Annotated in this window: 21 protein-coding genes; 12 read left to right on the top strand and 9 right to left on the bottom strand. The window is 64.2% G+C overall.

Translation table 11 applies throughout. The features are described 5' to 3' along the window. Positions 1 to 111: 111 nt before the first annotated feature. Positions 112 to 663 (bottom strand): cytochrome b, encoded by a 552-nt coding sequence (locus ABIB90_RS34540; RefSeq protein ID WP_354202299.1) that lies wholly within the window; start codon positions 661 to 663, stop codon positions 112 to 114. 173 nt (positions 664 to 836) lie between these two features. On the opposite strand from ABIB90_RS34540, the gene murI reads away from it, so the two are divergent. From murI to ABIB90_RS34510, 6 genes are all read left to right on the top strand, one after another. Then, positions 837 to 1,634 carry a glutamate racemase gene (gene murI / locus ABIB90_RS34535; RefSeq protein ID WP_007602323.1) on the top strand — a complete coding sequence of 266 codons (798 nt, stop codon included), beginning with the start codon at positions 837 to 839 and terminating at the stop codon, positions 1,632 to 1,634. A 62-nt stretch (positions 1,635 to 1,696) separates the two neighbouring features. Further along, positions 1,697 to 2,470, top strand: a complete 774-nt coding sequence (locus ABIB90_RS34530; RefSeq protein ID WP_354202298.1) for an HpcH/HpaI aldolase family protein — start codon at positions 1,697 to 1,699, stop codon at positions 2,468 to 2,470. A 73-nt stretch (positions 2,471 to 2,543) separates the two neighbouring features. After that, the gene (locus tag ABIB90_RS34525) at positions 2,544 to 2,927 is read left to right on the top strand and encodes a cupin domain-containing protein (protein WP_219684978.1); all 384 of its coding nucleotides are present in this window, start codon (positions 2,544 to 2,546) and stop codon (positions 2,925 to 2,927) included. A 105-nt stretch (positions 2,928 to 3,032) separates the two neighbouring features. After that, the gene (locus ABIB90_RS34520) at positions 3,033 to 3,800 is read left to right on the top strand and encodes an acyltransferase (RefSeq protein ID WP_354202297.1); all 768 of its coding nucleotides are present in this window, start codon (positions 3,033 to 3,035) and stop codon (positions 3,798 to 3,800) included. A 197-nt stretch (positions 3,801 to 3,997) separates the two neighbouring features. Then, complete coding sequence (gene rpsD, locus ABIB90_RS34515) at positions 3,998 to 4,615, top strand: 30S ribosomal protein S4 (RefSeq protein ID WP_007602315.1); 618 nt, start codon at positions 3,998 to 4,000, stop codon at positions 4,613 to 4,615. Positions 4,616 to 4,967: 352 nt separating this feature from the next. Beyond that, positions 4,968 to 6,035, top strand: coding sequence for a threonine aldolase family protein (locus tag ABIB90_RS34510; protein WP_354202296.1), 1,068 nt, complete (start codon positions 4,968 to 4,970; stop codon positions 6,033 to 6,035). Between the two features lie 121 nt (positions 6,036 to 6,156). Here the strand turns inward: ABIB90_RS34510 and ABIB90_RS34505 are convergent, their stop codons facing one another. From ABIB90_RS34505 to grxD, 4 genes are read right to left on the bottom strand one after another with little or no spacing between them, the layout of a single operon-like run. Continuing rightward, positions 6,157 to 7,419, bottom strand: coding sequence for a serine hydrolase domain-containing protein (locus ABIB90_RS34505; RefSeq protein ID WP_354159120.1), 1,263 nt, complete (start codon positions 7,417 to 7,419; stop codon positions 6,157 to 6,159). A gap of 1 nt (position 7,420) precedes the next feature. Beyond that, positions 7,421 to 8,707, bottom strand: coding sequence for a serine hydrolase domain-containing protein (locus ABIB90_RS34500; protein WP_354159122.1), 1,287 nt, complete (start codon positions 8,705 to 8,707; stop codon positions 7,421 to 7,423). A 46-nt stretch (positions 8,708 to 8,753) separates the two neighbouring features. After that, on the bottom strand, positions 8,754 to 9,305 hold the full coding sequence (locus ABIB90_RS34495) for an O-acetyl-ADP-ribose deacetylase (RefSeq protein WP_354202295.1): 552 nt from the start codon (positions 9,303 to 9,305) through the stop codon (positions 8,754 to 8,756). 3 nt (positions 9,306 to 9,308) lie between these two features. After that, the gene (grxD, locus tag ABIB90_RS34490) at positions 9,309 to 9,635 is read right to left on the bottom strand and encodes a Grx4 family monothiol glutaredoxin (RefSeq protein WP_007602294.1); all 327 of its coding nucleotides are present in this window, start codon (positions 9,633 to 9,635) and stop codon (positions 9,309 to 9,311) included. 241 nt (positions 9,636 to 9,876) lie between these two features. Between grxD and egtB the strand changes: the two genes are divergently transcribed. Continuing rightward, on the top strand, positions 9,877 to 11,169 hold the full coding sequence (gene egtB / locus ABIB90_RS34485; protein ID WP_354202294.1) for an ergothioneine biosynthesis protein EgtB: 1,293 nt from the start codon (positions 9,877 to 9,879) through the stop codon (positions 11,167 to 11,169). Positions 11,170 to 11,221: 52 nt separating this feature from the next. Continuing rightward, entirely contained in the window at positions 11,222 to 12,193 is a 972-nt protein-coding gene (gene egtD / locus ABIB90_RS34480) for an L-histidine N(alpha)-methyltransferase (RefSeq protein WP_354159128.1), read from the top strand. A gap of 165 nt (positions 12,194 to 12,358) precedes the next feature. Here egtD and ABIB90_RS34475 read toward each other — a convergent pair whose 3' ends face one another. Further along, the gene (locus tag ABIB90_RS34475) at positions 12,359 to 13,576 is read right to left on the bottom strand and encodes a low temperature requirement protein A (RefSeq protein ID WP_354159303.1); all 1,218 of its coding nucleotides are present in this window, start codon (positions 13,574 to 13,576) and stop codon (positions 12,359 to 12,361) included. A gap of 24 nt (positions 13,577 to 13,600) precedes the next feature. Continuing rightward, entirely contained in the window at positions 13,601 to 13,837 is a 237-nt protein-coding gene (locus ABIB90_RS34470; RefSeq protein ID WP_007602284.1) for a BolA/IbaG family iron-sulfur metabolism protein, read from the bottom strand. Between the two features lie 211 nt (positions 13,838 to 14,048). Between ABIB90_RS34470 and ABIB90_RS34465 the strand changes: the two genes are divergently transcribed. Next, positions 14,049 to 14,408 (top strand): DUF427 domain-containing protein, encoded by a 360-nt coding sequence (locus ABIB90_RS34465; protein WP_027567668.1) that lies wholly within the window; start codon positions 14,049 to 14,051, stop codon positions 14,406 to 14,408. 196 nt (positions 14,409 to 14,604) lie between these two features. On the opposite strand, the gene ABIB90_RS34460 is transcribed toward ABIB90_RS34465, so the two are convergent. Continuing rightward, complete coding sequence (locus tag ABIB90_RS34460; protein ID WP_007602280.1) at positions 14,605 to 14,778, bottom strand: DUF1328 domain-containing protein; 174 nt, start codon at positions 14,776 to 14,778, stop codon at positions 14,605 to 14,607. Between the two features lie 189 nt (positions 14,779 to 14,967). Here ABIB90_RS34460 and ABIB90_RS34455 point away from each other — a divergent pair, with 189 nt between their 5' ends. Continuing rightward, positions 14,968 to 16,146 carry an acyltransferase family protein gene (locus ABIB90_RS34455; protein WP_354202303.1) on the top strand — a complete coding sequence of 393 codons (1,179 nt, stop codon included), beginning with the start codon at positions 14,968 to 14,970 and terminating at the stop codon, positions 16,144 to 16,146. A gap of 100 nt (positions 16,147 to 16,246) precedes the next feature. Here ABIB90_RS34455 and purL read toward each other — a convergent pair whose 3' ends face one another. Continuing rightward, complete coding sequence (gene purL, locus ABIB90_RS34450; protein WP_354202293.1) at positions 16,247 to 18,457, bottom strand: phosphoribosylformylglycinamidine synthase subunit PurL; 2,211 nt, start codon at positions 18,455 to 18,457, stop codon at positions 16,247 to 16,249. 183 nt (positions 18,458 to 18,640) lie between these two features. Here purL and ABIB90_RS34445 point away from each other — a divergent pair, with 183 nt between their 5' ends. After that, complete coding sequence (locus ABIB90_RS34445; RefSeq protein ID WP_007602274.1) at positions 18,641 to 19,120, top strand: PaaI family thioesterase; 480 nt, start codon at positions 18,641 to 18,643, stop codon at positions 19,118 to 19,120. A 74-nt stretch (positions 19,121 to 19,194) separates the two neighbouring features. Next, positions 19,195 to 20,151 carry a DMT family transporter gene (locus tag ABIB90_RS34440; protein ID WP_354202292.1) on the top strand — a complete coding sequence of 319 codons (957 nt, stop codon included), beginning with the start codon at positions 19,195 to 19,197 and terminating at the stop codon, positions 20,149 to 20,151. The last annotated feature ends 1 nt before the right edge of the window (position 20,152 follow it).

The following is a 20,152-nucleotide window of genomic DNA, read 5'->3' as shown; positions in this document are numbered from 1 at the left end:
GGCCGCTTCTCGAGGCCGTATACATGACCGCTCCCCGATCCGTTTGCCGAAGCATCAAAAAGCCCTTGCCGAGAGGGGGCCGTCCATACATGACGATGTGGAGAGACCGCCCTACGCCGCCTCGTCCGTCACCATCCGCGCCACGACGCGGTCGCGGCGGATGAAGTGGTGCCACAGGGCCGCGATCACGTGAACCGCGATCAAAGCGAGCAGCACATAGGCAAAGAGGATGTGGCGGTCCTCATAGGCGCCCGCCGCCGCGCGGTCGGGAGCTGTGAATTGAGGCACGTGAAACAGGCCGAAGAAGTCCGAATAATCAGGTGCGTGCGCACCGGAATGCGCCCAACCGAGTATGGTGACGACGATGACGGCGAGGTAGAGCGCGCCGTGACTGACATGGGCCGCGACCTTCTGCCAGCGCGAGGTCTCGGCCGGCATGGCGGGCGTCGGGTTGATGAGGCGCCAGACCAGGCGCAGCACGGTGAGCAGCAGGATCACATAGCCGATATCGGCGTGGATCGAACGGTAGAAGAAGCGGTCGGGACGCGCCGGCATGTGGTTCATCCACCACCCGAAGCCGATCATGCCGATGATGGTCAGCGCCAGACTCCAGTGCAGCCATCGGGAAATGCTGCCCCAGCCGTTGCTGGTATTTCTGATCATGTCGGCTCTCCGGAGTTTTGCGGGCCTGTCCCTATCCGCACCGCAGTACGGCAGCTGATACCGGGACCATGCGGCAATCGCGAAATTGAATCGTTCCAGGTTAGCCCTCAGCGCCCCTGCCGCAAAACCGCCCCAAAAACCGAATGGTAACCATGTCCGGCTAGAGTGATCACGTGACCAATTCTCCGACGATTCTGGTGTTCGATTCCGGCCTTGGCGGGCTCACGGTCCTGCGTGAGGTCGTGGCCGCGCGCTCCGACGCGCATTACGTCTACGTCGCGGACGACGCCTTCTTCCCCTATGGCCACCACAGCGAGGACGCGATCATCGCCCGCGTGGTGCCGTTGATGGGGGAACTGATCGGCACGCACGATCCTGACCTCGTCGTCATCGCCTGCAACACGGCGTCTACCCTGGTCCTATCGCACTTACGCGCCGCTTATTCCTTGCCCTTCGTCGGCACGGTGCCGGCGATCAAGCCGGCCTGCGCGCAGTCGAGAAGCCGGCGGGTGTCGGTGCTCGGCACGAAGGGCACGGTGAAGCGCGAATACACCAAGGCACTGATCCGCGATTTCGCGCAAGGCTGCGAGGTGACGCTGGTCGGCTCGCCCGAGCTGGCCGCGCTGGCCGAAGCAGAGCTCAGCGGCTCTCCCGTCAGCGACGACGCCATCCTCGCCGAGCTCGCCCCGTGCTTCGTCGGCGATGCCGGGGACGCAGGCGCACGCACCGACACGGTGGTGCTCGCCTGCACCCATTACCCGCTGCTGCTCGACCGGCTGAAACAGCTCGCCCCCTGGCCGGTCGACTGGATCGATCCGGCGCCCGCGATCGCCCGCCGCGTCTCGGATCTGCTCGGCCCGCACACCGGCGGCATCGCGCAATCCGGCGCTGAGATGATCTTCACCTCGAACCGAGCGCATGGCCTTTCGGCCATGCTGACGCCGTTCTTCGGCGGCCGCATTCCGGCCTGACCTTGCGCCTCGACGGCGCGCTGCTAGGCTCCGCCGTCGTCGTTTCCTGCAGGTTCTTTCCCATGTCCGTCCCGACCACGCCGCTCAACCGTCTTCGCCAGCTCTGGCGCGAGGGTCGTCCCGCCTTCGGCGCGATCGCGACGATCCCGAGCGTGCAGACCGTGCAGATCATGGCGCGCTCACTCGACTGGATCATCGTCGATCTCGAGCATGGGCCGATCGGACTGACCGAAGCACATGCGATGATCGCGGCCACCACCGGCACACCGTGCACACCGCTGGTGCGGATCGCGGCGAACGAGCCATGGCTTGCGAAGGCACCGATGGACATCGGCGCCTTCGGCATCAATTTCCCGATGATTACCAATCGCACTGAAGCCGAGAAAGCGGTGCGCAGCGTGCGCTATCCGCCACGCGGCGATCGGCTCTGGGGTCCGTTCCATGCGCCATTCCGCTGGGGCCAGTCGATGCCGGACTACATGGCCAGCGCCGACGACGAGATGATCTGCATGATCACGATCGAGCACGTCGACGCCGTCAACCGCATCGACGAGATCATGGCCACGCCCGGCATCGACGTCGCCGTAATCGGCCCCGGCGATCTCGCCACCTCCATCAACAAGCGCGGCCGGATGGACGATCCGGAATTGCTGGAGCTGGTGGCGCGGGCCGAGGCCGGCATCCTCAGAAGCGGCGTGCCGATCGGCGGCGTGGCGCGCACCGCAGACCAGGCCAACGCCTTGGTCGACCGCGGCTACCGCGCGATCGCGCTCGGCTTCGACTGGTCGCTATTCCAGCGCGGCATCATGGCGGCGTTCGAGGGGATCAAGCGCTGACGGCAAAGCCGATTGCCACCTTGCCGGGAACTGCTGCGCTGCTAGGCTCAGTCGTTCCAGGGAGGAAAAAACCATGTTCAAAAAGACTTTGCTCGCTCTCGCTTTTACCGGCCTCGCTGTTGCGGCCTTCGCCCAGCAGCCCGGCATCAAACGCACCCCGCTCCAGAAGGTCGAATTTCCGGATGGCTACAACACCATCACGGCCATCGCGGAGGTCCCGGCGGGCGGCGCGGCCGGTCGCCATACCCATCCGGGCATCGAGACCGGTTACGTGCTCGAAGGCGAACTCAATCTCCTTATCGACGGGCAGCCGGAAAAGACGCTGAAAGCTGGCGATTCCTACCAGATCCCGGCAGGCGTCGTGCATGACGCCAAAGCCCACGGCGATAAGGCTATGAAAGTGCTTGGGGTTTACATCGTCGATAAGACCAAGCCGCTGGCCTCGCCGGCACCCTGATGCGGCGAACCGACCGGCCCCACGCGGGTTGGTTCGTGCTAGAGCAGGCGGCGAGCGGGAACCCCGCTCGCTGCACAAACTTTAATCAGGGGAAACCAAAGAGCGATGCGCGGGACGCCCAAGACCATTTCGCTGCCGCGTCGCCTGATTGTCGACCTCATGCACGCCTCGATGGGCGTGCCCTTCGTGTCCCTGTCCCGTTCGCTTGATATCGGCCCTCTGCTGGAGGCCCGCACGGGCGCGATGGCGCCAGCCGGCTGGGCCGCTATGTTCGTCAAGGCTTTTGCCCTGGTCGCCAGGGACGAGCCGGTCCTGCGTACCGTCTATGCCAAATGGCCCTGGCCGTCGCTTTACGAACTGCCGAAGAGCGTGGCGTCGGTGGCCATTGCCCGGGTCGAGGGCGGCGAGGAATGCGTGATCCCGCAGCGAATCGTCGCTCCCGAGGCCATGACGCTGGCTGCGGTCGATGCCGAGATCCGGCACGCCAAGACCGCCCCGATCGACGAAATTCCCATGTTCCGCAAGATCATGCGGGCGACCCGCCTGCCGCTGCCGCTGCGGCGGCTGTCCTGGGCGATAGGACTAAATTTCGGCCGGCAGCGCGGCAACTGGTTCGGCAGCTTCGCGGTGAGCTCGGTGGCCGCCTATGGCGGTGGCGAGCTTCACCCCATCACGCCCGGACCCTTCATCGTCAGCTATGGGGTGGTCGGGCCTGACCAGACCATCCATGTCGTGATTCGTTGGGATCACCGGGTCACCGACGCCGCCCCCATCGCCCGGGTCCTGACGCGGCTGGAACAGGTCCTGAACACTGAAATCGCTGCCGAATTGCGGGCGGCCGGGTCAAAGCCGATCCGGGCGGTCGGAACGTGATTCCGGGCCATTCGCATTGACAGCGAGCCCCAAATCCCCCTAAAAGCCGCTTGCTCGCGGGCCGATTTCGGCCCGCGAAGCGTTTCGCGACCCGTGGTCCTGTCCCTTAAGCTTTGGGGATCGGACCTGTCAGTGCCGGGCTAGCCCGTCACACAGGAGGGCGCGTTTCCTCAAACCAAGTACCTGAAGAGGACGCGATGACTAAGCGCAGTGAGGCGAAGTACAAACTCGATCGCCGTATGGGCCAGAACATCTGGGGCCGCCCGAAGAGCCCCGTGAACCGCCGCGAATACGGCCCCGGCCAGCACGGCCAGCGCCGCAAGGGCAAGCTCTCCGACTTCGGCGTGCAGCTGCGCGCCAAGCAGAAGCTGAAGGGTTACTACGCCAACATCTCCGAGCGTCAGTTCCACAGCATCTATGTCGAAGCCAGCCGCCTCAAGGGTGATACCGGCGAGAACCTGATCGGCCTGCTCGAGCGCCGTCTCGACGCGGTCGTGTACCGCGCCAAGTTCGTCTCGACGATCTTCGCCGCGCGCCAGTTCATCAATCACGGCCACGTCAAGGTGAACGGCCGCAAGGTCAACATCTCGAGCTATCTGGTCAAGCTCGGCGATGTGATCGAGGTCAAGGAATCCTCCAAGCAGCTCGCTCACGTTCTCGAAGCCAGCCAGCTCTCCGAGCGTGACACCCCCGACTATCTCGAAGTCGACCACGGCAAGATGACCGCGAAATACATTCGCATCCCGCACCTCTCCGACGTGCCGTTCCCGGTGCAGATGGAGCCGCATCTGGTCGTCGAATTCTATTCGCGCTGATAGTCGGCAGATCAATCGCTCAAAGGCCCTGGTTCTCCGGGGCCTTTTTGTTTGATAGCATGCCTTCGATGTCTCGCACGGCCGACCAGTTCGCCAACACTCTGCCTTCGGCAGCGCCGACTAAAGCGGCGCTTCGAGCATGGGAGGCCCTCTCCCGCGACGAGCAGATCTGCCGATATCAGGGGCTGCTCGCTCTGCCTGATTGCAATATCTTTACGGCCGACACGCCAGACGAAATCCTTCTCGCCGCGCGGCAGCGCGTCACTCAACGTTCTCGTGGCTAGTTCAGGTCCTTGAGAAACGCACGCAATACGTCGCAACGATTCGACTAGGTGAAATGACGAGACCAGCCATGCTCTACACCCCTTCCCCGATCGATCCCAAGGCGCCGCCGGTGCGCATCAATTTGCTCTCGGACACACAGACCAAGCCGACACCTGCGATGCGCGAGGCGATGGCGCGGGCGGAGGTCGGCGACGAGCAGGTCGGCGACGATCCGACCGTGAACGCCCTGTGCGCGCGCGTCGCCGAGCTGCTCGGCAAGGAAGCCGCGGTGTACATGCCGTCAGGCACGATGTGCAACGTCACCGCGACGCTGGTGCATTGCCGCCCCGGCGACGAGATCCTCGCGCATGAAAGCGCGCACATCATCGCGCGCGAAGGCGGGGCGCATGCCGCGATCGGCGGCTTCCAGGTCACGCAATTGAAGGGACCCGACGGCCAGTTCACGCCGGAGACGTTCCGCAAAGCGCTGCATCCGCGCACCCGCTACCAACCGCCGCAGACCGTGGTCAGCGTCGAGCAGACCGCCAATATCGGCGGCGGCACGATCTGGAAGAAGGCCGCGCTCGACGAGATCGTCGCGATCGCGAAACAACATGGCCTCGTCACCCACATGGACGGCGCGCGCCTGCTCAACGCCACTGTCGCGAGCGGCATCTCGCCGCGCGACATGACCGCGGGCTGGGATTCGGCCTGGATCGACTTCTCGAAAGGCTTGGGCGCGCCGATCGGCGGCGTGCTGGCGGGCTCGCGCGCCTTCATCGATGCGGTCTGGCAGTGGAAGCAGCGGCTCGGCGGCTCGATGCGACAGGCCGGAATCTGTGCCGCGGCCTGCATCTACGCGCTCGACCATCACGTCGAGCGGCTTGCCGACGATCACGCCAATGCGCGCGCTCTCGCCCGCGGGTTGTCGCAGATCGCAGGCGTCGAGGTGCAGGAGCCCGAAACCAACCTGGTGTTCTTCAAGCCCGATGGTGCCGGCATTCCCGGCGACAAGATGGTCGCGGCATTGCGCCAGCGCGGCGTGACGCTTGCGATGATGGACGGCCGCATCCGCGCCTGCACCCATCTCGACGTCAATGCGAGTCAGATCGAGGAGACGATCGGATATATCCGCGAGATCGTGCGCGGGGTGTAAGCCGAGCAGTCCTGTAGCCCGGGTGAGCGAAGCGATACCCGGGACTTCACTCGCAGAGACCCCGGATGTCGCTACGCTCATCCGGGCTACTGCTCTTATCCGACAGCAAAACAACGGCGGTTCACCGCCCCATCGCCTGGTAGATCAGCGTCTTCAGCGCCAGCTGAATCCGGCCGCGCTGCGTCGGGGTCTGCACCATGAAGATCCCGAACAGGTCGTCCTCGGGATCGATGAAGAAGAACGTGCCGCCGACGCCGTCCCAGCGATATTCGCCGAGCGGCCACGCCGTCCCAGGGGGCACCGAGGTGCGCACGGCGAAGCCGAGACCAAAGCCGGAAGATCCACCCGGATAATAGTTCTGGTCGCGCGCGATCTTCGTCTCCGGCCCGATATGATCCGAGGCCATCAGCGCGATGGTCTCCGGCTTGAGATAGCGTCGGCCCTCATAAGTGCCGCCGTTGAGCAGCATCTGGGCGAAGCGGGCGTAGTCGCCTACCGTGCCGACCATGCCGCCACCGCCCGATTCCCAGGTCGCGGGCCGCCTGATGTCGCGGACCTGCGTCGTCGGATTGATGTTGCGATCCCCCGGCATCGGCTCGGCGATGCGCGGGAATTTGGCGGGATCTGCGACGAAGAAAGCCGTCTCGGTCATGCCGAGCGGATCGAGCAGCCGCTCCTTCTCGAACTGCAGCAGCGACTTTCCGGCAATGATTTCGACGACGCGGCCGAGCACGTCGGTGGAATAGCCATAGTCCCACACCGTGCCGGGCTGCTCGACCAGCGGCAGCGTGGCGACCTTGGCGGCGAATTCGGCGTTGGTCAGATTGCTGTTGAAGAGATTGGCGTCCGCGTAGAGCTCGCGCACCATACCGCCGCCGTAATAGCCGTAAGGCAGCCCTGAGGTGTGGCGCAGCAGATCCGTGATTGTGATGGGTCGCTCCAGCGGCTCCATCGCCAGGGCGACTTTGCCGTCCTCGGCCTTCTTCTCGATGCCGACCTTCATGCCGGCGAAGGCCGGAATGTATTTCGAGACGGGATCGTCGAGCGACAGCTTGCCCTCCTCAACCAGCATCATCGCCATGACTGAGGTGACCGGCTTCGACATCGAGTAGAGGCGGAAGATCGTGTCCGCGCTCATCGAGAGTTCGGTCGCGAAGTCGCGGACGCCGAAATTCTGATAATAGACCGGCTTGCCGTGCTGCTGAAGCAGCAGGATGGCGCCGGGGATCTTGCCGGTGGCGACCTCGTTGCGGATGTAGTCGGAAACCTTCGCCAGCCCCGCGGGCGAGAGCGTCCGGACCGCAGGTCTCTCGGAACCCGCCTTCGCAACGATGCCGCCGGCGAGAAGAACGAGCGCCGCGATCAATGCGCGGCGCCCGAACATGTCAATTCTCCATCGCTTCATAGACCAGCTGCTTCAATGTCCGCTGCACACGCTGGCGCTCGGTCGGGGTCTGCTCCAGCAGCACGAAGAACATGTCCTGCTTGGGATCGATCACGAAATAGCAGCCGGAGGCGCCGTCCCATTTCAATTCGCCGAGATCGCCGGGCGGCGGCGGTTTTGCGTTGCCGGGATCGGTGCGGACCGCAAGTCCGAGACCGAAGCCGAAGCCATCGCCGGGGAAGTAGAAATAATCGCGATCGACGCCCGACTTGGGGCCGATCTGGTCGGTGGTCATCAGCTTGAACGTCTCGGGTTTGAGAATGGTCTTGCCGTCGAGGCTGCCGCCGTTGAGCAACATCTGAGTAAAGCGCTCATAATCCGCCATGGTCGTAACCATACCGCCGCTGGCGAACTGGATCTTCTTGACGACCGTCGGATCATTGATCCGCCCGACCCGGAAATCACTGTCGTTCGGCACCGGCTGCGCCAGCAGCTTCTGCTTCTCGGGATCGGTGACGAAGAAGCCGGTGTCGACCATGCCGAGGGGGTCGAGCAGCTTCTCCCGCTCGATCTCGATGAGCGGCTTGCCGGCCGCGACTTCCATGACCCGCGCCAGGATGTCGGTGGAATGGCCGTATTGCCACAGCGCGCCCGGCTGGTTGTGCAGCGGAAGTTTTGCGATGCGCTCGGCGAACTCGGCGAGGTCGAAATCGCCGGCATAGATGTTGGCTTCGCGATAGGCCTTGCGGACCAGGCTGTCGCCGTAGAAGCCGTAGGTGACGCCCGAGGTGTGCGTCATCAAATCGTGCACCGTCATCGGCCGGTTCGGCGGCACGAGCTCGAGCGACTTGGTGCCGTCCTCGGCTTTCTTCTCGACGCCGACTTTCACATTGGCAAAGGACGGAATGTATTTCGAGACGGGATCGTCGAGCTTGATCGTACCTTCCTCGATCAACTTCACTGCGACGACGGACGTGATCGCCTTGCTCATCGAGAACAGGCGGAAGATCGTCTTGTCGGTGATCGGCGCCTTGCTGACCGCGTCCTGCACGCCGAAGACTTCGTGGTAGACCGGCTTGCCATGTTGCTTGATGAGCACATTTGCGCCGGCGATCTTGCCGGTCGCGACCTCGTTCTTGAAGAACTCGGTGACTTTGGCGAGCTTGTCCTGGTTGAAATGCGCGCCGGCCGGAATCTCGTAGGTGCCCTCCGCCCGCGCGAACGACATCGTACCCAACGATACAAGCGCGGCGCAGACCAGCGCGCGCAGTCCAGACTGTGAAATCATATCCCCTCCCCGGAACATGGCCCGGCGGAGTGTACCGACCGCGTCATCAGGCACAAGGGCCGCCATACCGCGCCAAAACGTCCGCGTGCAGAGCCGCGCTCTTTTCCGAGAAACAACAAAATACGACGTCGACGACCAGCGGCGCGGCCTGCAGGGCTTCAATGGTCGCATGGACCGCAATCTTCGCGGCCTGGTCGGCCGGAAAGCCGTAAACCCCGGTCGAAATCGCGGAGAACGCCACGGACGTCAGCTGATTGGCCTCACAGAGCTCGAGCGCACGGCGATAACAGGAGCCCAGCGCCTCTGCCTCGCCGCGAGTGCCCCCGTGCCAGACCGGGCCGACCGCATGGATCACATGGCGCGCAGGGAGAAGGTAGCCCTTGGTGATCTTGGCATCGCCGGTCGGGCATCCTCCGAGCTTCCGGCACTCGGCGAGAAGCTCGGGCCCGGCCGCCCGATGGATCGCGCCATCCACGCCGCCCCCACCCAGGAGCGACGTGTTGGCCGCGTTGACGATGGCGTCAACGCTCAGCGTGGTGATGTCAGCAACGATGACCTTGAGCTCCGCGCCGCCGATCCGGCGCGTCAGCTGGGTCATGTATCAGGCCGCGACAGCGACGCCCTTTTCGGAGAAGAGCTGCTGCAATTCACCAGCCTGGAACATCTCGCGGACAATGTCGCAGCCGCCGACGAACTCGCCCTTCACATAGAGCTGCGGAATGGTCGGCCAGTTCGAATAGTCCTTGATGCCGTTGCGCAGTTCGGCGGATTCGAGAACGTTGAGGCCCTTATAGCCGACGCCGATGTGGTCGAGAATCTGGACGACCTGGCCGGAGAACCCGCATTGCGGAAATTGCGGTGTGCCCTTCATGAACAGAACCACGTCGTTCGACTTCACTTCGTTGGCGATGAATTCCTCGATGCTCATATCCGTGTCCTTATGGGGCGGAGCCCACTCCAATCGCTTCGGGCTGGCTCCACCGATCTAACCCGATACCTGGGTATATATGTAGCCCAAACCGTTGTGCATCCAAAGTAAAATGGCGGCGAGCGGCCCCTGGGCGGACCGCTCTCGGCACCACCGGCCCATTGCATGATGCCACGAATATCATCGCCAGGGAGGACTTTCATACCGTCACGGAGCCCCTATCTAGGACGAACCCGGCGTTTTGGAACCCGGCAACGCCAACAACGTTCTCTTGTCCTGTCTGGAGAAAAACGTGACGAAACAAGCCTCCGCTACGGCCCCCGCCCCGTCACCGTCGGCCGATTTGGGCGGCCTTGCCCAGAGGCTGGAGGACGCGTTTCTCACCGTCCGCGACGAGACCGAGCGCAGGGCCGCGCCGCTGTCGCCGGAGGACCAGCAGATCCAGTCCATGCCGGACGCGAGCCCGACGAAATGGCACCGGGCGCACACCACCTGGTTCTGGGAGCAGTTCGTGCTCGGCGAGCACTGTGCGGGCTACCAGCCCTTTCACCCTGACTTCGCTTTCCTGTTCAATTCCTATTACGTCAGCGCCGGTCCGCGCCATTCCCGCAATCACCGCGGCGACATCACCCGCCCGAGCGCCGATCAGGTCGGCGCCTATCGAAAATATGTCGACGCTGCCGTCGTGGAATTCTTCCGCGACGCCGGCGAGGACAAGCTTCGCGAGATCGCGCCGCTGGTCGAGGTCGGCCTCAATCACGAGCAGCAGCATCAGGAATTAATGCTCACCGACATCCTGCACGCCTTTGCGCAGAACCCGATTCCGCCGGCCTATGATCCGGACTGGCGCTTCCCGGCCGCGACGCCGGCCAGTGAGGATTGGCTGACGCTGAACGAAGGCATCCATACCGTCGGTCACGTCGATGACAGTTTTCATTTCGACAACGAGAAGCCGGCGCATCGCGCCCTCGTCGGCCCGGTCAAGCTCGCACGCAATCTCGTCACCAATGGCGAATGGCTCGCCTTCATGCGCGACGGCGGCTACCGGACCGCAACGCTGTGGCTGATGGACGGTTTTGCAGCCGTCAACAACGAAGGCTGGGACGCCCCCGGCCATTGGCGCGAGATCGACGGCCAATGGCATGTGATGACGCTGGCCGGCCTCAAGCCGGTCGATCCCGACGCGCCCGTCTGCCACGTCAGCTATTACGAGGCTGACGCCTTTGCGCGCTGGGCCGGAAAACATCTGCCGACCGAGATGGAGTGGGAGGTCGCGGCCCGCGCGGGCCAGCTCAACGATGCCTTCGGCATCGTCTGGCAGTGGACGCGATCGTCCTACTCGCCCTACCCTGGCTATCGCGCCATCGAAGGCGCGCTCGGCGAATACAACGGCAAGTTCATGGTCAACCAGCTGGTGCTGCGCGGCTCTTCGCTTGCAACCCCGGAGGGGCACAGCCGTATTACCTATCGCAACTTCTTTTATCCGCACCACCGCTGGCAATTCACGGGACTGCGGCTCGCCGACTACGAGTAAAATTCTCATCCGACGACAAATGCGCGCCGGACAGCGCGTTCAGGAGAGTATCATGAATGTGCACGCTAGCGCTTTGGCCGAAGCCCATCTTCCCGACGAGCAGACCACCGCCTTTGCCCGCGAGGCCATCGAGGACCTCTCGCAGCAGCCTAAAAAGCTGTCGCCGAAATATTTCTACGATGCGGCCGGATCTGAACTGTTCGAAGCGATCACACGGCTGCCGGAATATTACCCGACGCGCACGGAGCTTGCGATCCTGAAGGAGCGCGGCAGCGAGATCGCAAAGCTCATTCCGGAGCACGCGGCCCTCGTCGAATTCGGCGCGGGCGCGACCACAAAGGTCCGCCTGCTGCTCAATCACTGCAAGTTCGCGGCCTATGTGCCCGTCGACATCTCCGGCGACTTCCTGACGGCGCAGGCAAACGGCCTGAAGCGGGATTTTTCGTCACTCGGCATCTACCCGGTGGCAGCCGACTTCACCACGCCGTTTGAGCTGCCCAAGGCGGTGGCGACGATGCCCAAGGTCGGGTTCTTCCCGGGCTCGACGATCGGCAATTTCGAGCCGCATGAAGCGCAGGCCTTCCTGAAGAGCGCGCGCGCCATCCTGGGCGGGGGTGCGCAGATGATCATCGGCGCCGACCTCGAGAAGGAGGAGCGTCTGCTCCACGACGCCTATAACGATGCCGCCGGCGTCACCGCGCGCTTCAACCTCAATGTGCTGGTGCGGATCAACCGCGAGCTCGGCGGCAATTTCGACCTCTCCGCCTTCACCCATCGCGCGATCTACAATCGCGAGCGGCACCGCATCGAGATGCACCTGATCAGCAAGAAGAGCCAGACCGTGCGCCTGCTCGGCACCAGCTTTTCGTTCCGCGCGGGCGAGAGCATCCACACCGAGAACAGCTACAAATACAGCCTCGAGCGTTTTGCCGCGCTGGCGCAGGGCGCGGGCTGGCGTGTGCGTGAGAGCTGGACCGATGCCGCGAAGATGTTCTCGGTGCACGCGCTGGAGGCGGCGGAGTAGAAATTCCTCCGTTTCCTGCGGCGCATCCTTCGAGACGCCCGCCTTAGGCGGGCTCCTCAGGATGAGGACGGTATCCGTGGCAGCAGTTTCGACGGGCACCGGCGCTGATTAGCCTCATCCTGAGGAGACCGCGGAGCGGTCGTCTCGAAGGACGAGGCGTTCAAGTCAGGCGCTACCGCGGTCCGTGCTCTGATGCTCCTCGGCTTCTTCCGGCGTCGATCCCAGCGAGACCGACTCCCACACCGCAACAACGATCATGATCACCGTCGCGGCGACCGACAGCCATAGCGGGGACAGCTCGGCGGCAAACCACGACAGCGCCGCGAGCGCGATGATGCCGATCCCGTGCGAGAGCTGGAGGAAGCCGCGGATCGCGTGCTTGAACAGGATGGTGCCGACCAGGAACAGCAAGGGACCGCCGATCGTGCTGACGATGGTCCTGATATCTGAATGCCCGACCGGATGCTTCAGCACGAGCTCGTCGGAGACCGCGGTCAGGATGATGCCAGCGACGATCGGCATATGCAGGTAGGTGTAGGCGAGCCGCGCCAACCGGCCGGATTCGGCGGATTTCGAGATGCGCTCGGCGCCGGCCTCGGCGCCCTTGTGGAAATAGACCCACCACATCGCGATGCTGCCGACCAACGCAGAGACGAAGGCCAGAATGTTGTCCGCGGTCCAGTCCAGCTCGGCAAAGGTCGCGCCGTTGACGACGACGGCCTCGCCAAGCGCGATGATGACGAACAGCGAGCAGCGCTCGGCCATGTGGCCGCCCTCGACTGCCCAGGCCTCGACCGACGAGAAGCCCAGCTTGGGGACCCAGAAGCGCACCGCCGGCGAGATGTATTCGATCGTCAGTGCCACGATCCAGAACCACAGCCGCGCCTCGTCATGGGTGAGGCCGCCGAGGATCCAGAAGATCGCGGAGACCGAGAGCCAGGTCAGGATGCGGATCGCATTGTGCCGGACCGCAGTTCGATGCCGCGGCGTTGCGAACATCCAGAAGGCGGTGCGGCCGACCTGCATCGTTGCGTAGGCGATCGCAAACCACAGGCCCCGCCCCTCGAAGGCGGTAGGGATCGTCGTCGACAGCACGAGGCCGCCCAGCATCATCAGGAAGATCAGGATGCGGACCGGCGTCAGCTCGGGATCGAGCCAGTTGGTGACCCAGGCCGTGTAGACCCACACCCACCATACCGCGAGAAACAGCACCGCGACATGCACCGCACCGAGCGGCGTGAAATGGTGCAGCAATGTGTGCGAGACCTGCGTGATCGCGAAGACGAAGACCAGGTCGAAGAACAGCTCGGCATTGGTGACGCGGCTGTGCTGGTTTGGCAGGATGACGCGAAACATCGCGCCGCGCGGATTGTCCGCAGCCATCGTCATCCCCCCGTCACGAGCAGATCAGGCGCCCGGCACACCGGTTTGCAGCGCCAGCGCATGCAGCACGCCGCCCATCTGGCCGCGCAGGGACTGATAGACGATCTGGTGCTGCTGGACGCGGGACTTGCCGCGGAAGGTTTCCGAGATCACGGTCGCGGCATAGTGATCGCCGTCCCCGGCGAGGTCACGGATGGTCACCTCGGCATCGGGGATCGCCGCCTTGATCATCGCCTCGATATCGTGGGCGTCCATTGGCATTCGGGTCGTGCTCCTGTCTCGGCTGCAATCAGCCTTGTCGTCGAATCGCTGCCGGGGTCCGGATCTGCAAAGCCAAACTTGCCGGCGGGCCCAAACTTAGCGTGAACGGCCTTCTACGTCACGCCTTCCGGCACTATATCGGTGATCCGATCTGGATAAAGCCACGACAAAGTGCCGCGCGCGGCAGAGTGATCGAAAAAGGCGTGAAATCATGAAGCTTCCAGGGCCCGACCACCCCATCACCATCACCCCAAATCCCCGGCGCGTCCGCGTCACGGCCGGCGATATCGTGATCGCCGAGACCACCAAGGCGCTGACGCTGAAAGAGGCGAAATATCCGGCGGTGCAATATGTGCCGCGACAGGACGCCAATATGGCGCTGCTGGAGCGCACCGACCGCGTCACACATTGCCCCTACAAAGGGGATGCGAGTTATTACAGCGTCAAGGCCGACGGCAAGACGCTGGACAACGCGATCTGGACCTATGAGGCGCCCTTCCCCGCGATGACCGAGATTTCGGGCCATCTCGCCTTCTATCCGGACAAGGTGAAGATCGAGGAAGTGGGGTAAGCCCACATAGGGCCTGCTGTCATGGCCGGGCTTGTCCCGGCCATCCACGTTCTTGGCCGCCGCGGATACAAAGGACGTGGATGCCCGGGACCCGGCTCCGCCAAGGCTTCGCCGGGCTACGGGTGTTGGGCCGGGCATGCTTCAGCGAAGACGGCAAGCCCGGGCACGACGACTGGGAATGCTGACGCGAGCCCCGCTACGCCCTGAATATCGTGAGCCCCAGGATCAGTAGCACCAGGAAAATCGCGACGAACACGTAGAACAGGAAGCGGGCGATGTCGGCGGAAGCGGCCGAGATGCCGGTGAAGCCGAGCACGCCGGCCACGATCGAGACAAGTAGGAAGATCAGCGCCCATTTCAGGATCGTCATCGCCAGCTCCGAAATTGTACCGCTTGCCGCGGTCCCAAGCCCTTTTGGCGAACGCTAACTTCGTCGCAGGGAACTGGTTCCTAGCGGTCTCGAGACCTGCGGGCGTCCCAAACGACCCTTGCTGAATCCGGTTCCCGGCGGCAAAGTCCGGCCGGGACGGAAAGCGCGACCGGGGCGGCCACGATGACGATGTCACATTCAGCGACGATCGGAGCAGAGGCGCACGCGGTGCCGAAGGCCAAGGCGCGCAATCTGTCGCTCGATCGCGCCCGCACCTTCCTCACGCTGGTGGTGCTGCTGCACCACGCCGTCATTCCCTACACCTATTTCGGGCACACCGATCCGGCGTCCTGGATCGGCTTCGACATCGTCGTGCTGGCCACCGACAGCTTCTTCATGGCGATGTTCTTCTTCCTGTCAGGACTGTTCACCTGGCCGGGCATCGCGCGCAAGGCGCCGTCAGTTTTTCTCCGCGACCGCCTGTTGCGGCTCGGGCTGCCGTTCGCGATCGCGGCGTTCACCGTGATTCCCCTCGCCTATTACGCGATCGCACTGCGGCACGATCCTGGGCTGAGCTTCACGGCGTTCTGGTGGAAGACGATCACGGTTGGCCCGTGGCCGAGCGGCCCGATCTGGTTCGTGTGGGTGCTGCTGGCGTTCGACCTGACCGCGAGCTTGCTCTACCGGGTCTCCGCGCATCTGGTCGACCCGGGCAACCGCGTGTCGCTACGCGGATTCGACCAGCCGGCCGTATTCTGGCTGCTGCTCGTCGTCGTGACGACAATCGCCTACGTGCCGGCGCTGCTCTATTTCGGCGGAAGCAAATGGTTCGAGCTCGGGCCGTTCTCGGTGCAGGCGAGCCGCATCCTGCTCTACTTCGCCTATTTCTTCATCGGCGTCAGCGTTGGAGCGGCGAACTTCGATCGCGGCATCCTCAGCGCCGGCGGCCAGTTGCCGAAACAACGCTGGCTCTGGGTGATCGCCACGCTGATCCCCTACTGCCTGATGTGGGGCATGATCTACATCAAGCGCGAAGTTCTGGGCAATCCAGACCCGCAGCCGCACTGGTATCAGGCGATCTACGGCACGTTCTTCGTGCTGTTCTCAGGCTCGATCCTGCTCGCGATCCTCGCCTTCTTCCTGCACCAGAAGTCGCCGGGCCCGAACCTGCTCGACCGCATGCAGGCGGATGCCTACGGCATCTTCCTGGTGCACTACCCGATCGCGTTGTGGATCCAGTACGCGCTGTACGACTACAGCTGGCCTGCGATCGTGAAAGCCACGATCGGCTTCGTGCTCACGGTGATCTTGAGCTGGGGACTGACTGCGGCGTTGCGGAAGATTCCGGGGGCGTCACAGGTGTTGTGAGGCACGATACCGTAGCCCGGATGAGCGTAGCGATATCCGGGAAACATCACGACAAAGACCCGGATGTCGCTTCGCTCATCCGGGCTACCGGTTCAGCGCCTCAGGCCGCCTTGCCGCCCATATACTCCGGCAGCCAGCGCTCGAACGAGGTCCGCAGCGCCTCGATCGCAACAGGCGCTTCGCCCGCGATCGCGATCGCGTCGCCGGCGGTGGTGCCGATCCGCACGCAGGGCACCTCGCAGCCGCGCATCTTGGCGAGCACGCGGCCGGCCTCGGTTTCAGGCACGGTGACGAGATAGCGCGCCTGGTCCTCACCGAACCAATAGGCCTGAGGCACCAGCGCGGTCGGCGCCGCCAGCAGCTTTGCGCCGATGCCGCTCGCCATCGCCATCTCGGCCAGCGCGATCAGAAGACCGCCGTCGGAGAGATCGTGCACGGCGGTCGCAGTGCCCGCATGGATCATGCCGCGCACGCAGTCGCCGTTGCGCTTCTCGGCTGCGAGATCGACCGGCGGCGGCGCCCCCTCCTCGCGACCGCAGATGTCGCGCAGGTAAACGGACTGACCGAGCCAGCCGTGAGTTTCGCCGATCAGGAGGATCGCCTCGCCTTCGGCCTTGAAGGCGAGCGAGGCCGACTTGGTGAAGTCGTCGAGCAGGCCGACGCCGCCGATGGAGGGCGTCGGCAGGATCGCGCGGCCGTTGGTCTCGTTGTAGAGCGAGACATTGCCGGAGACGACCGGGAAGTCGAGCGTGCGGCAGGCTTCCGAGATGCCCTTCAGGCAGCCGACGAACTGGCCCATGATCTCGGGCCGCTCGGGATTGCCGAAATTGAGATTGTCGGTGATCGCAAGCGGCTTGCCGCCGACCGCAGTGATGTTGCGCCAGGCTTCCGCCACGGCCTGCATGCCGCCTTGATAAGGATCGGCCTCGCAATAGCGCGGCGTCACGTCGACGGTCAGCGCCAGGCCCTTCGGGCCGTCCTGCACGCGCACCACCGCGGCATCGCCGCCGGGACGCTGCATGGTGTTGCCGAGAATGACGTGGTCGTACTGCTCCCAGACCCAGCGCTTGCTGCACATGTCGGGCGTGCCGATCAGCTTTTCGAGCGCGGCACCGAGACTCATCGGCGCCGCCACTTCGCGCGCATGCACGACAGGCAAAGCGGCGGAGGGGACATGCGGGCGGTCATAGAGCGGCGCCTCGTCGCCGAGTTCCTTGATCGGCAAATCGGCCATGACGTCGCCGCCATGCTTGACCACAAAGCGCTTGCTCGGCGTGGTGTAGCCGACCACGGCGAAATCGAGGCCCCACTTCTTGAAGATCGCCTCGGCCTCTTTCTCCTTCTCGGGCTTGAGCACCATGAGCATGCGCTCCTGACTCTCCGAGAGCATCATCTCGTAGGCGCTCATGCCGATCTCGCGCGTCGGCACCGCATCGAGATCGAGATCGACGCCGAGATCGCCCTTGGCGCCCATCTCGACCGCCGAACAGGTCAGACCCGCCGCGCCCATGTCCTGGATCGCGATAACGCAGCCCTTCTCCATGATCTCGAGACAGGCCTCTAACAGCAGCTTCTCGGCAAAGGGATCGCCGACCTGCACGGTCGGACGCTTCTCTTCGGACTTGTCGTCGAACTCGGCCGAGGCCATCGAGGCGCCGTGGATGCCGTCGCGGCCGGTCTTGGAGCCGAGATAGACGATCGGCATGTTCACGCCGGAGGCGGCGGCATAGAAGATCTTGTCGGTGTCGGCGAGGCCGACCGCCATCGCGTTGACGAGAATGTTGCCGTCATAGCGGGTGTGGAAGCGGACCTGACCACCGACCGTCGGCACGCCGAAGGAATTGCCATAGCCGCCGACCCCGGCGACGACGCCGGAGACGAGATGCCGCGTCCTGGCATGCTCCGGTGCGCCAAAGCTCAGCGCATTGAGGCAGGCGATCGGGCGCGCGCCCATCGTAAAGACGTCGCGCAAGATGCCGCCGACGCCGGTGGTCGCGCCCTGGTACGGCTCGATGTAGCTCGGGTGGTTGTGGCTCTCCATCTTGAAGACCACGGCCTGGCCGTCGCCGATGTCGATCACGCCGGCATTCTCGCCCGGGCCCTGGATCACCCAGGGCGCCTTGGTCGGCAGGCCCTTCAGATGGAGGCGCGAGGATTTGTACGAGCAGTGCTCGTTCCACATCGCCGAGAAGATGCCGAGCTCGGTGAAAGTTGGCTCCCGCCCGATCAGCTTCAGAATGCGCTCATACTCGTCCGGCTTGAGCCCGTGGGCGGCAATAAGCTCGGGAGTGATCTTGGGTTCGTTCTTCATGGATTCGAGGCTTTCGACGGCGGTGGGCCGTTCTTAGGAACATCGGACGGCTTGGAAAAGCCCTTTATGGCGCATTTTCCCGCTGTCCCACGTTTTGCGGCCGGGGGCTGCGGGAACAGGAATTGCACAGCGTGGACAGATCGGATTTAAGGGCAAACGACTCGCAATTGAAGGCCCATTTCCTTGCACGAATTGACCAAAGCGCCCCCGCCCCGCCGCCCCGACCTCCACGTCGCCACCGATGGGGAATTCCAGGGCTGGCGAACCTGGATTCGCGACAGTTTTGAGAGCCATATCGGCCCGTTCTGGCACAGGATCGAGGACGACGGCAGCGTCCGCTCGGCGTTCCGGGTCGAGAAGAAGCACCTCAACGGCTCCGGAAACGTCCATGGCGGCTGCTTCATGGCATTCTCCGACTATTGCCTGTTCGCGATCGCCACCCACGAGCTGGATGGGCCGGCCGTGACCACCAATTTCGCCTGCGACTTCCTCGACGCGGCACGCGAAGGCGAGCTGATCGAATGCGTCGGCGAGGTCTCCCGCGCCGGCGGCTCGTTGATCTTCCTGCGCGGCAAGCTGACATCAGGCGGGCGGCCCCTGTTCACCTTCTCCGGCACGATCAAGCGGGTGAAGCGGAAGCCGGCACCACAGCCAAACGCATAGCTCGCCGCCTTCCCTTTTGGCGCCCCGTCGCCCAGACTTGGGTCCAGCGCTGTCGCGCCGGGAGCAACACCAAGGTGCCGCAGAGCACACCGCCGACGGGTCGCGCCTCGGCCTCGCCGCTGCCGTCCATGCCCGCCACCAGCGCGCGCAACTGGCGTGACTATGCGCTGCTGGTCGCGCTGGCCTGCTGCTGGAGCTCAACCTATCCGCTGGCCAAGCTCGCGCTGGATACGATCCCGCCTGTGACCTTCATCTCGGCGCGCTCGCTGATCGCGGCCGCCTTCCTGTTCGCGATCCTGTGGATGCGCGGCGTCAGGATTCCGACCGATGCGAAGGCCTGGAAGCTGTTCGCGACCCAGCAATTGATCAACTCGACCTTTCCGTTCCTGATCATCACCTGGTCTCAGCAATATGTGCCGGCGTCGAGCACGGTGGTGCTGGCCTCGACCACGCCGATCTTCGCCTTCCTGATCACCTCGCTGATCACGCGGCACGAGCCGGCAACGCTGCTGAAGCTCTTGGGCGCGATTCTCGGACTTGCCGGTACCATCGTCATCGTCGGCCTTGATGCGCTGCGCGGCTTCGGCAGCGAGATCGTGGCGGAGATCGCCATCCTGCTCGCCACCATCTCGTTCGCCTGCGCCACGATCTTCGGCCTGCGGCTGTCCGAATACGATCCGATGGTGGTGGCGGCCGGCTCGCTGCTGTTCGGCGGCCTCGTGCTGCTGCCGCCTTCACTGATCATCGACCAGCCCTGGACGTTGCACCCGACGCCGACCGCGATCACAGCCACCATCGTCATGGGCATCGTCTCCAGCGCCCTGGGGCTGATGCTGTTCTACATGTGCCTGGGACGGCTCGGCACGCTGACCACGAACGCGCAAGGCTATTTGCGCATCCCGATCGGCGTCGGCCTCTCCGTGCTGCTGCTCGGCGAGAGCGTGCCCTCGAACCTGGCGCTGGGCCTGGTGCTGGTCATGGCGGGCGTCGCCGCGATGACGGTGCCGACGGAACGGCTGAAACGATGCTAGC

Origin of the sequence: Bradyrhizobium sp. JR4.1, assembly GCF_040548605.1 — a bacterium.
Taxonomy (GTDB): Bacteria; Pseudomonadota; Alphaproteobacteria; order Rhizobiales; family Xanthobacteraceae; genus Bradyrhizobium; species Bradyrhizobium canariense.
This window is presented reverse-complemented; position numbering and strand designations above follow the sequence as displayed.

Coding starts and splice junctions, on each gene's coding strand:
- ABIB90_RS34495 (WP_354202295.1), bottom strand. CDS start 9,305: ATGACCCAGCTGACGCGCCGGATCGGCGGCGCGGAGCTCAAGGTCATC.
- ABIB90_RS34475 (WP_354159303.1), bottom strand. CDS start 13,576: ATGGCTGCGGACAATCCGCGCGGCGCGATGTTTCGCGTCATCCTGCCA.
- ABIB90_RS34510 (WP_354202296.1), top strand. CDS start 4,968: ATGCTCTACACCCCTTCCCCGATCGATCCCAAGGCGCCGCCGGTGCGC.
- ABIB90_RS34460 (WP_007602280.1), bottom strand. CDS start 14,778: ATGACGATCCTGAAATGGGCGCTGATCTTCCTACTTGTCTCGATCGTG.
- ABIB90_RS34500 (WP_354159122.1), bottom strand. CDS start 8,707: ATGATTTCACAGTCTGGACTGCGCGCGCTGGTCTGCGCCGCGCTTGTA.
- egtD (WP_354159128.1), top strand. CDS start 11,222: ATGAATGTGCACGCTAGCGCTTTGGCCGAAGCCCATCTTCCCGACGAG.
- grxD (WP_007602294.1), bottom strand. CDS start 9,635: ATGAGCATCGAGGAATTCATCGCCAACGAAGTGAAGTCGAACGACGTG.
- purL (WP_354202293.1), bottom strand. CDS start 18,457: ATGAAGAACGAACCCAAGATCACTCCCGAGCTTATTGCCGCCCACGGG.
- ABIB90_RS34455 (WP_354202303.1), top strand. CDS start 14,968: ATGTCACATTCAGCGACGATCGGAGCAGAGGCGCACGCGGTGCCGAAG.
- ABIB90_RS34465 (WP_027567668.1), top strand. CDS start 14,049: ATGAAGCTTCCAGGGCCCGACCACCCCATCACCATCACCCCAAATCCC.
- ABIB90_RS34470 (WP_007602284.1), bottom strand. CDS start 13,837: ATGCCAATGGACGCCCACGATATCGAGGCGATGATCAAGGCGGCGATC.
- ABIB90_RS34540 (WP_354202299.1), bottom strand. CDS start 663: ATGATCAGAAATACCAGCAACGGCTGGGGCAGCATTTCCCGATGGCTG.
- ABIB90_RS34530 (WP_354202298.1), top strand. CDS start 1,697: ATGTCCGTCCCGACCACGCCGCTCAACCGTCTTCGCCAGCTCTGGCGC.
- ABIB90_RS34505 (WP_354159120.1), bottom strand. CDS start 7,419: ATGTTCGGGCGCCGCGCATTGATCGCGGCGCTCGTTCTTCTCGCCGGC.
- ABIB90_RS34520 (WP_354202297.1), top strand. CDS start 3,033: ATGCGCGGGACGCCCAAGACCATTTCGCTGCCGCGTCGCCTGATTGTC.
- ABIB90_RS34525 (WP_219684978.1), top strand. CDS start 2,544: ATGTTCAAAAAGACTTTGCTCGCTCTCGCTTTTACCGGCCTCGCTGTT.
- rpsD (WP_007602315.1), top strand. CDS start 3,998: ATGACTAAGCGCAGTGAGGCGAAGTACAAACTCGATCGCCGTATGGGC.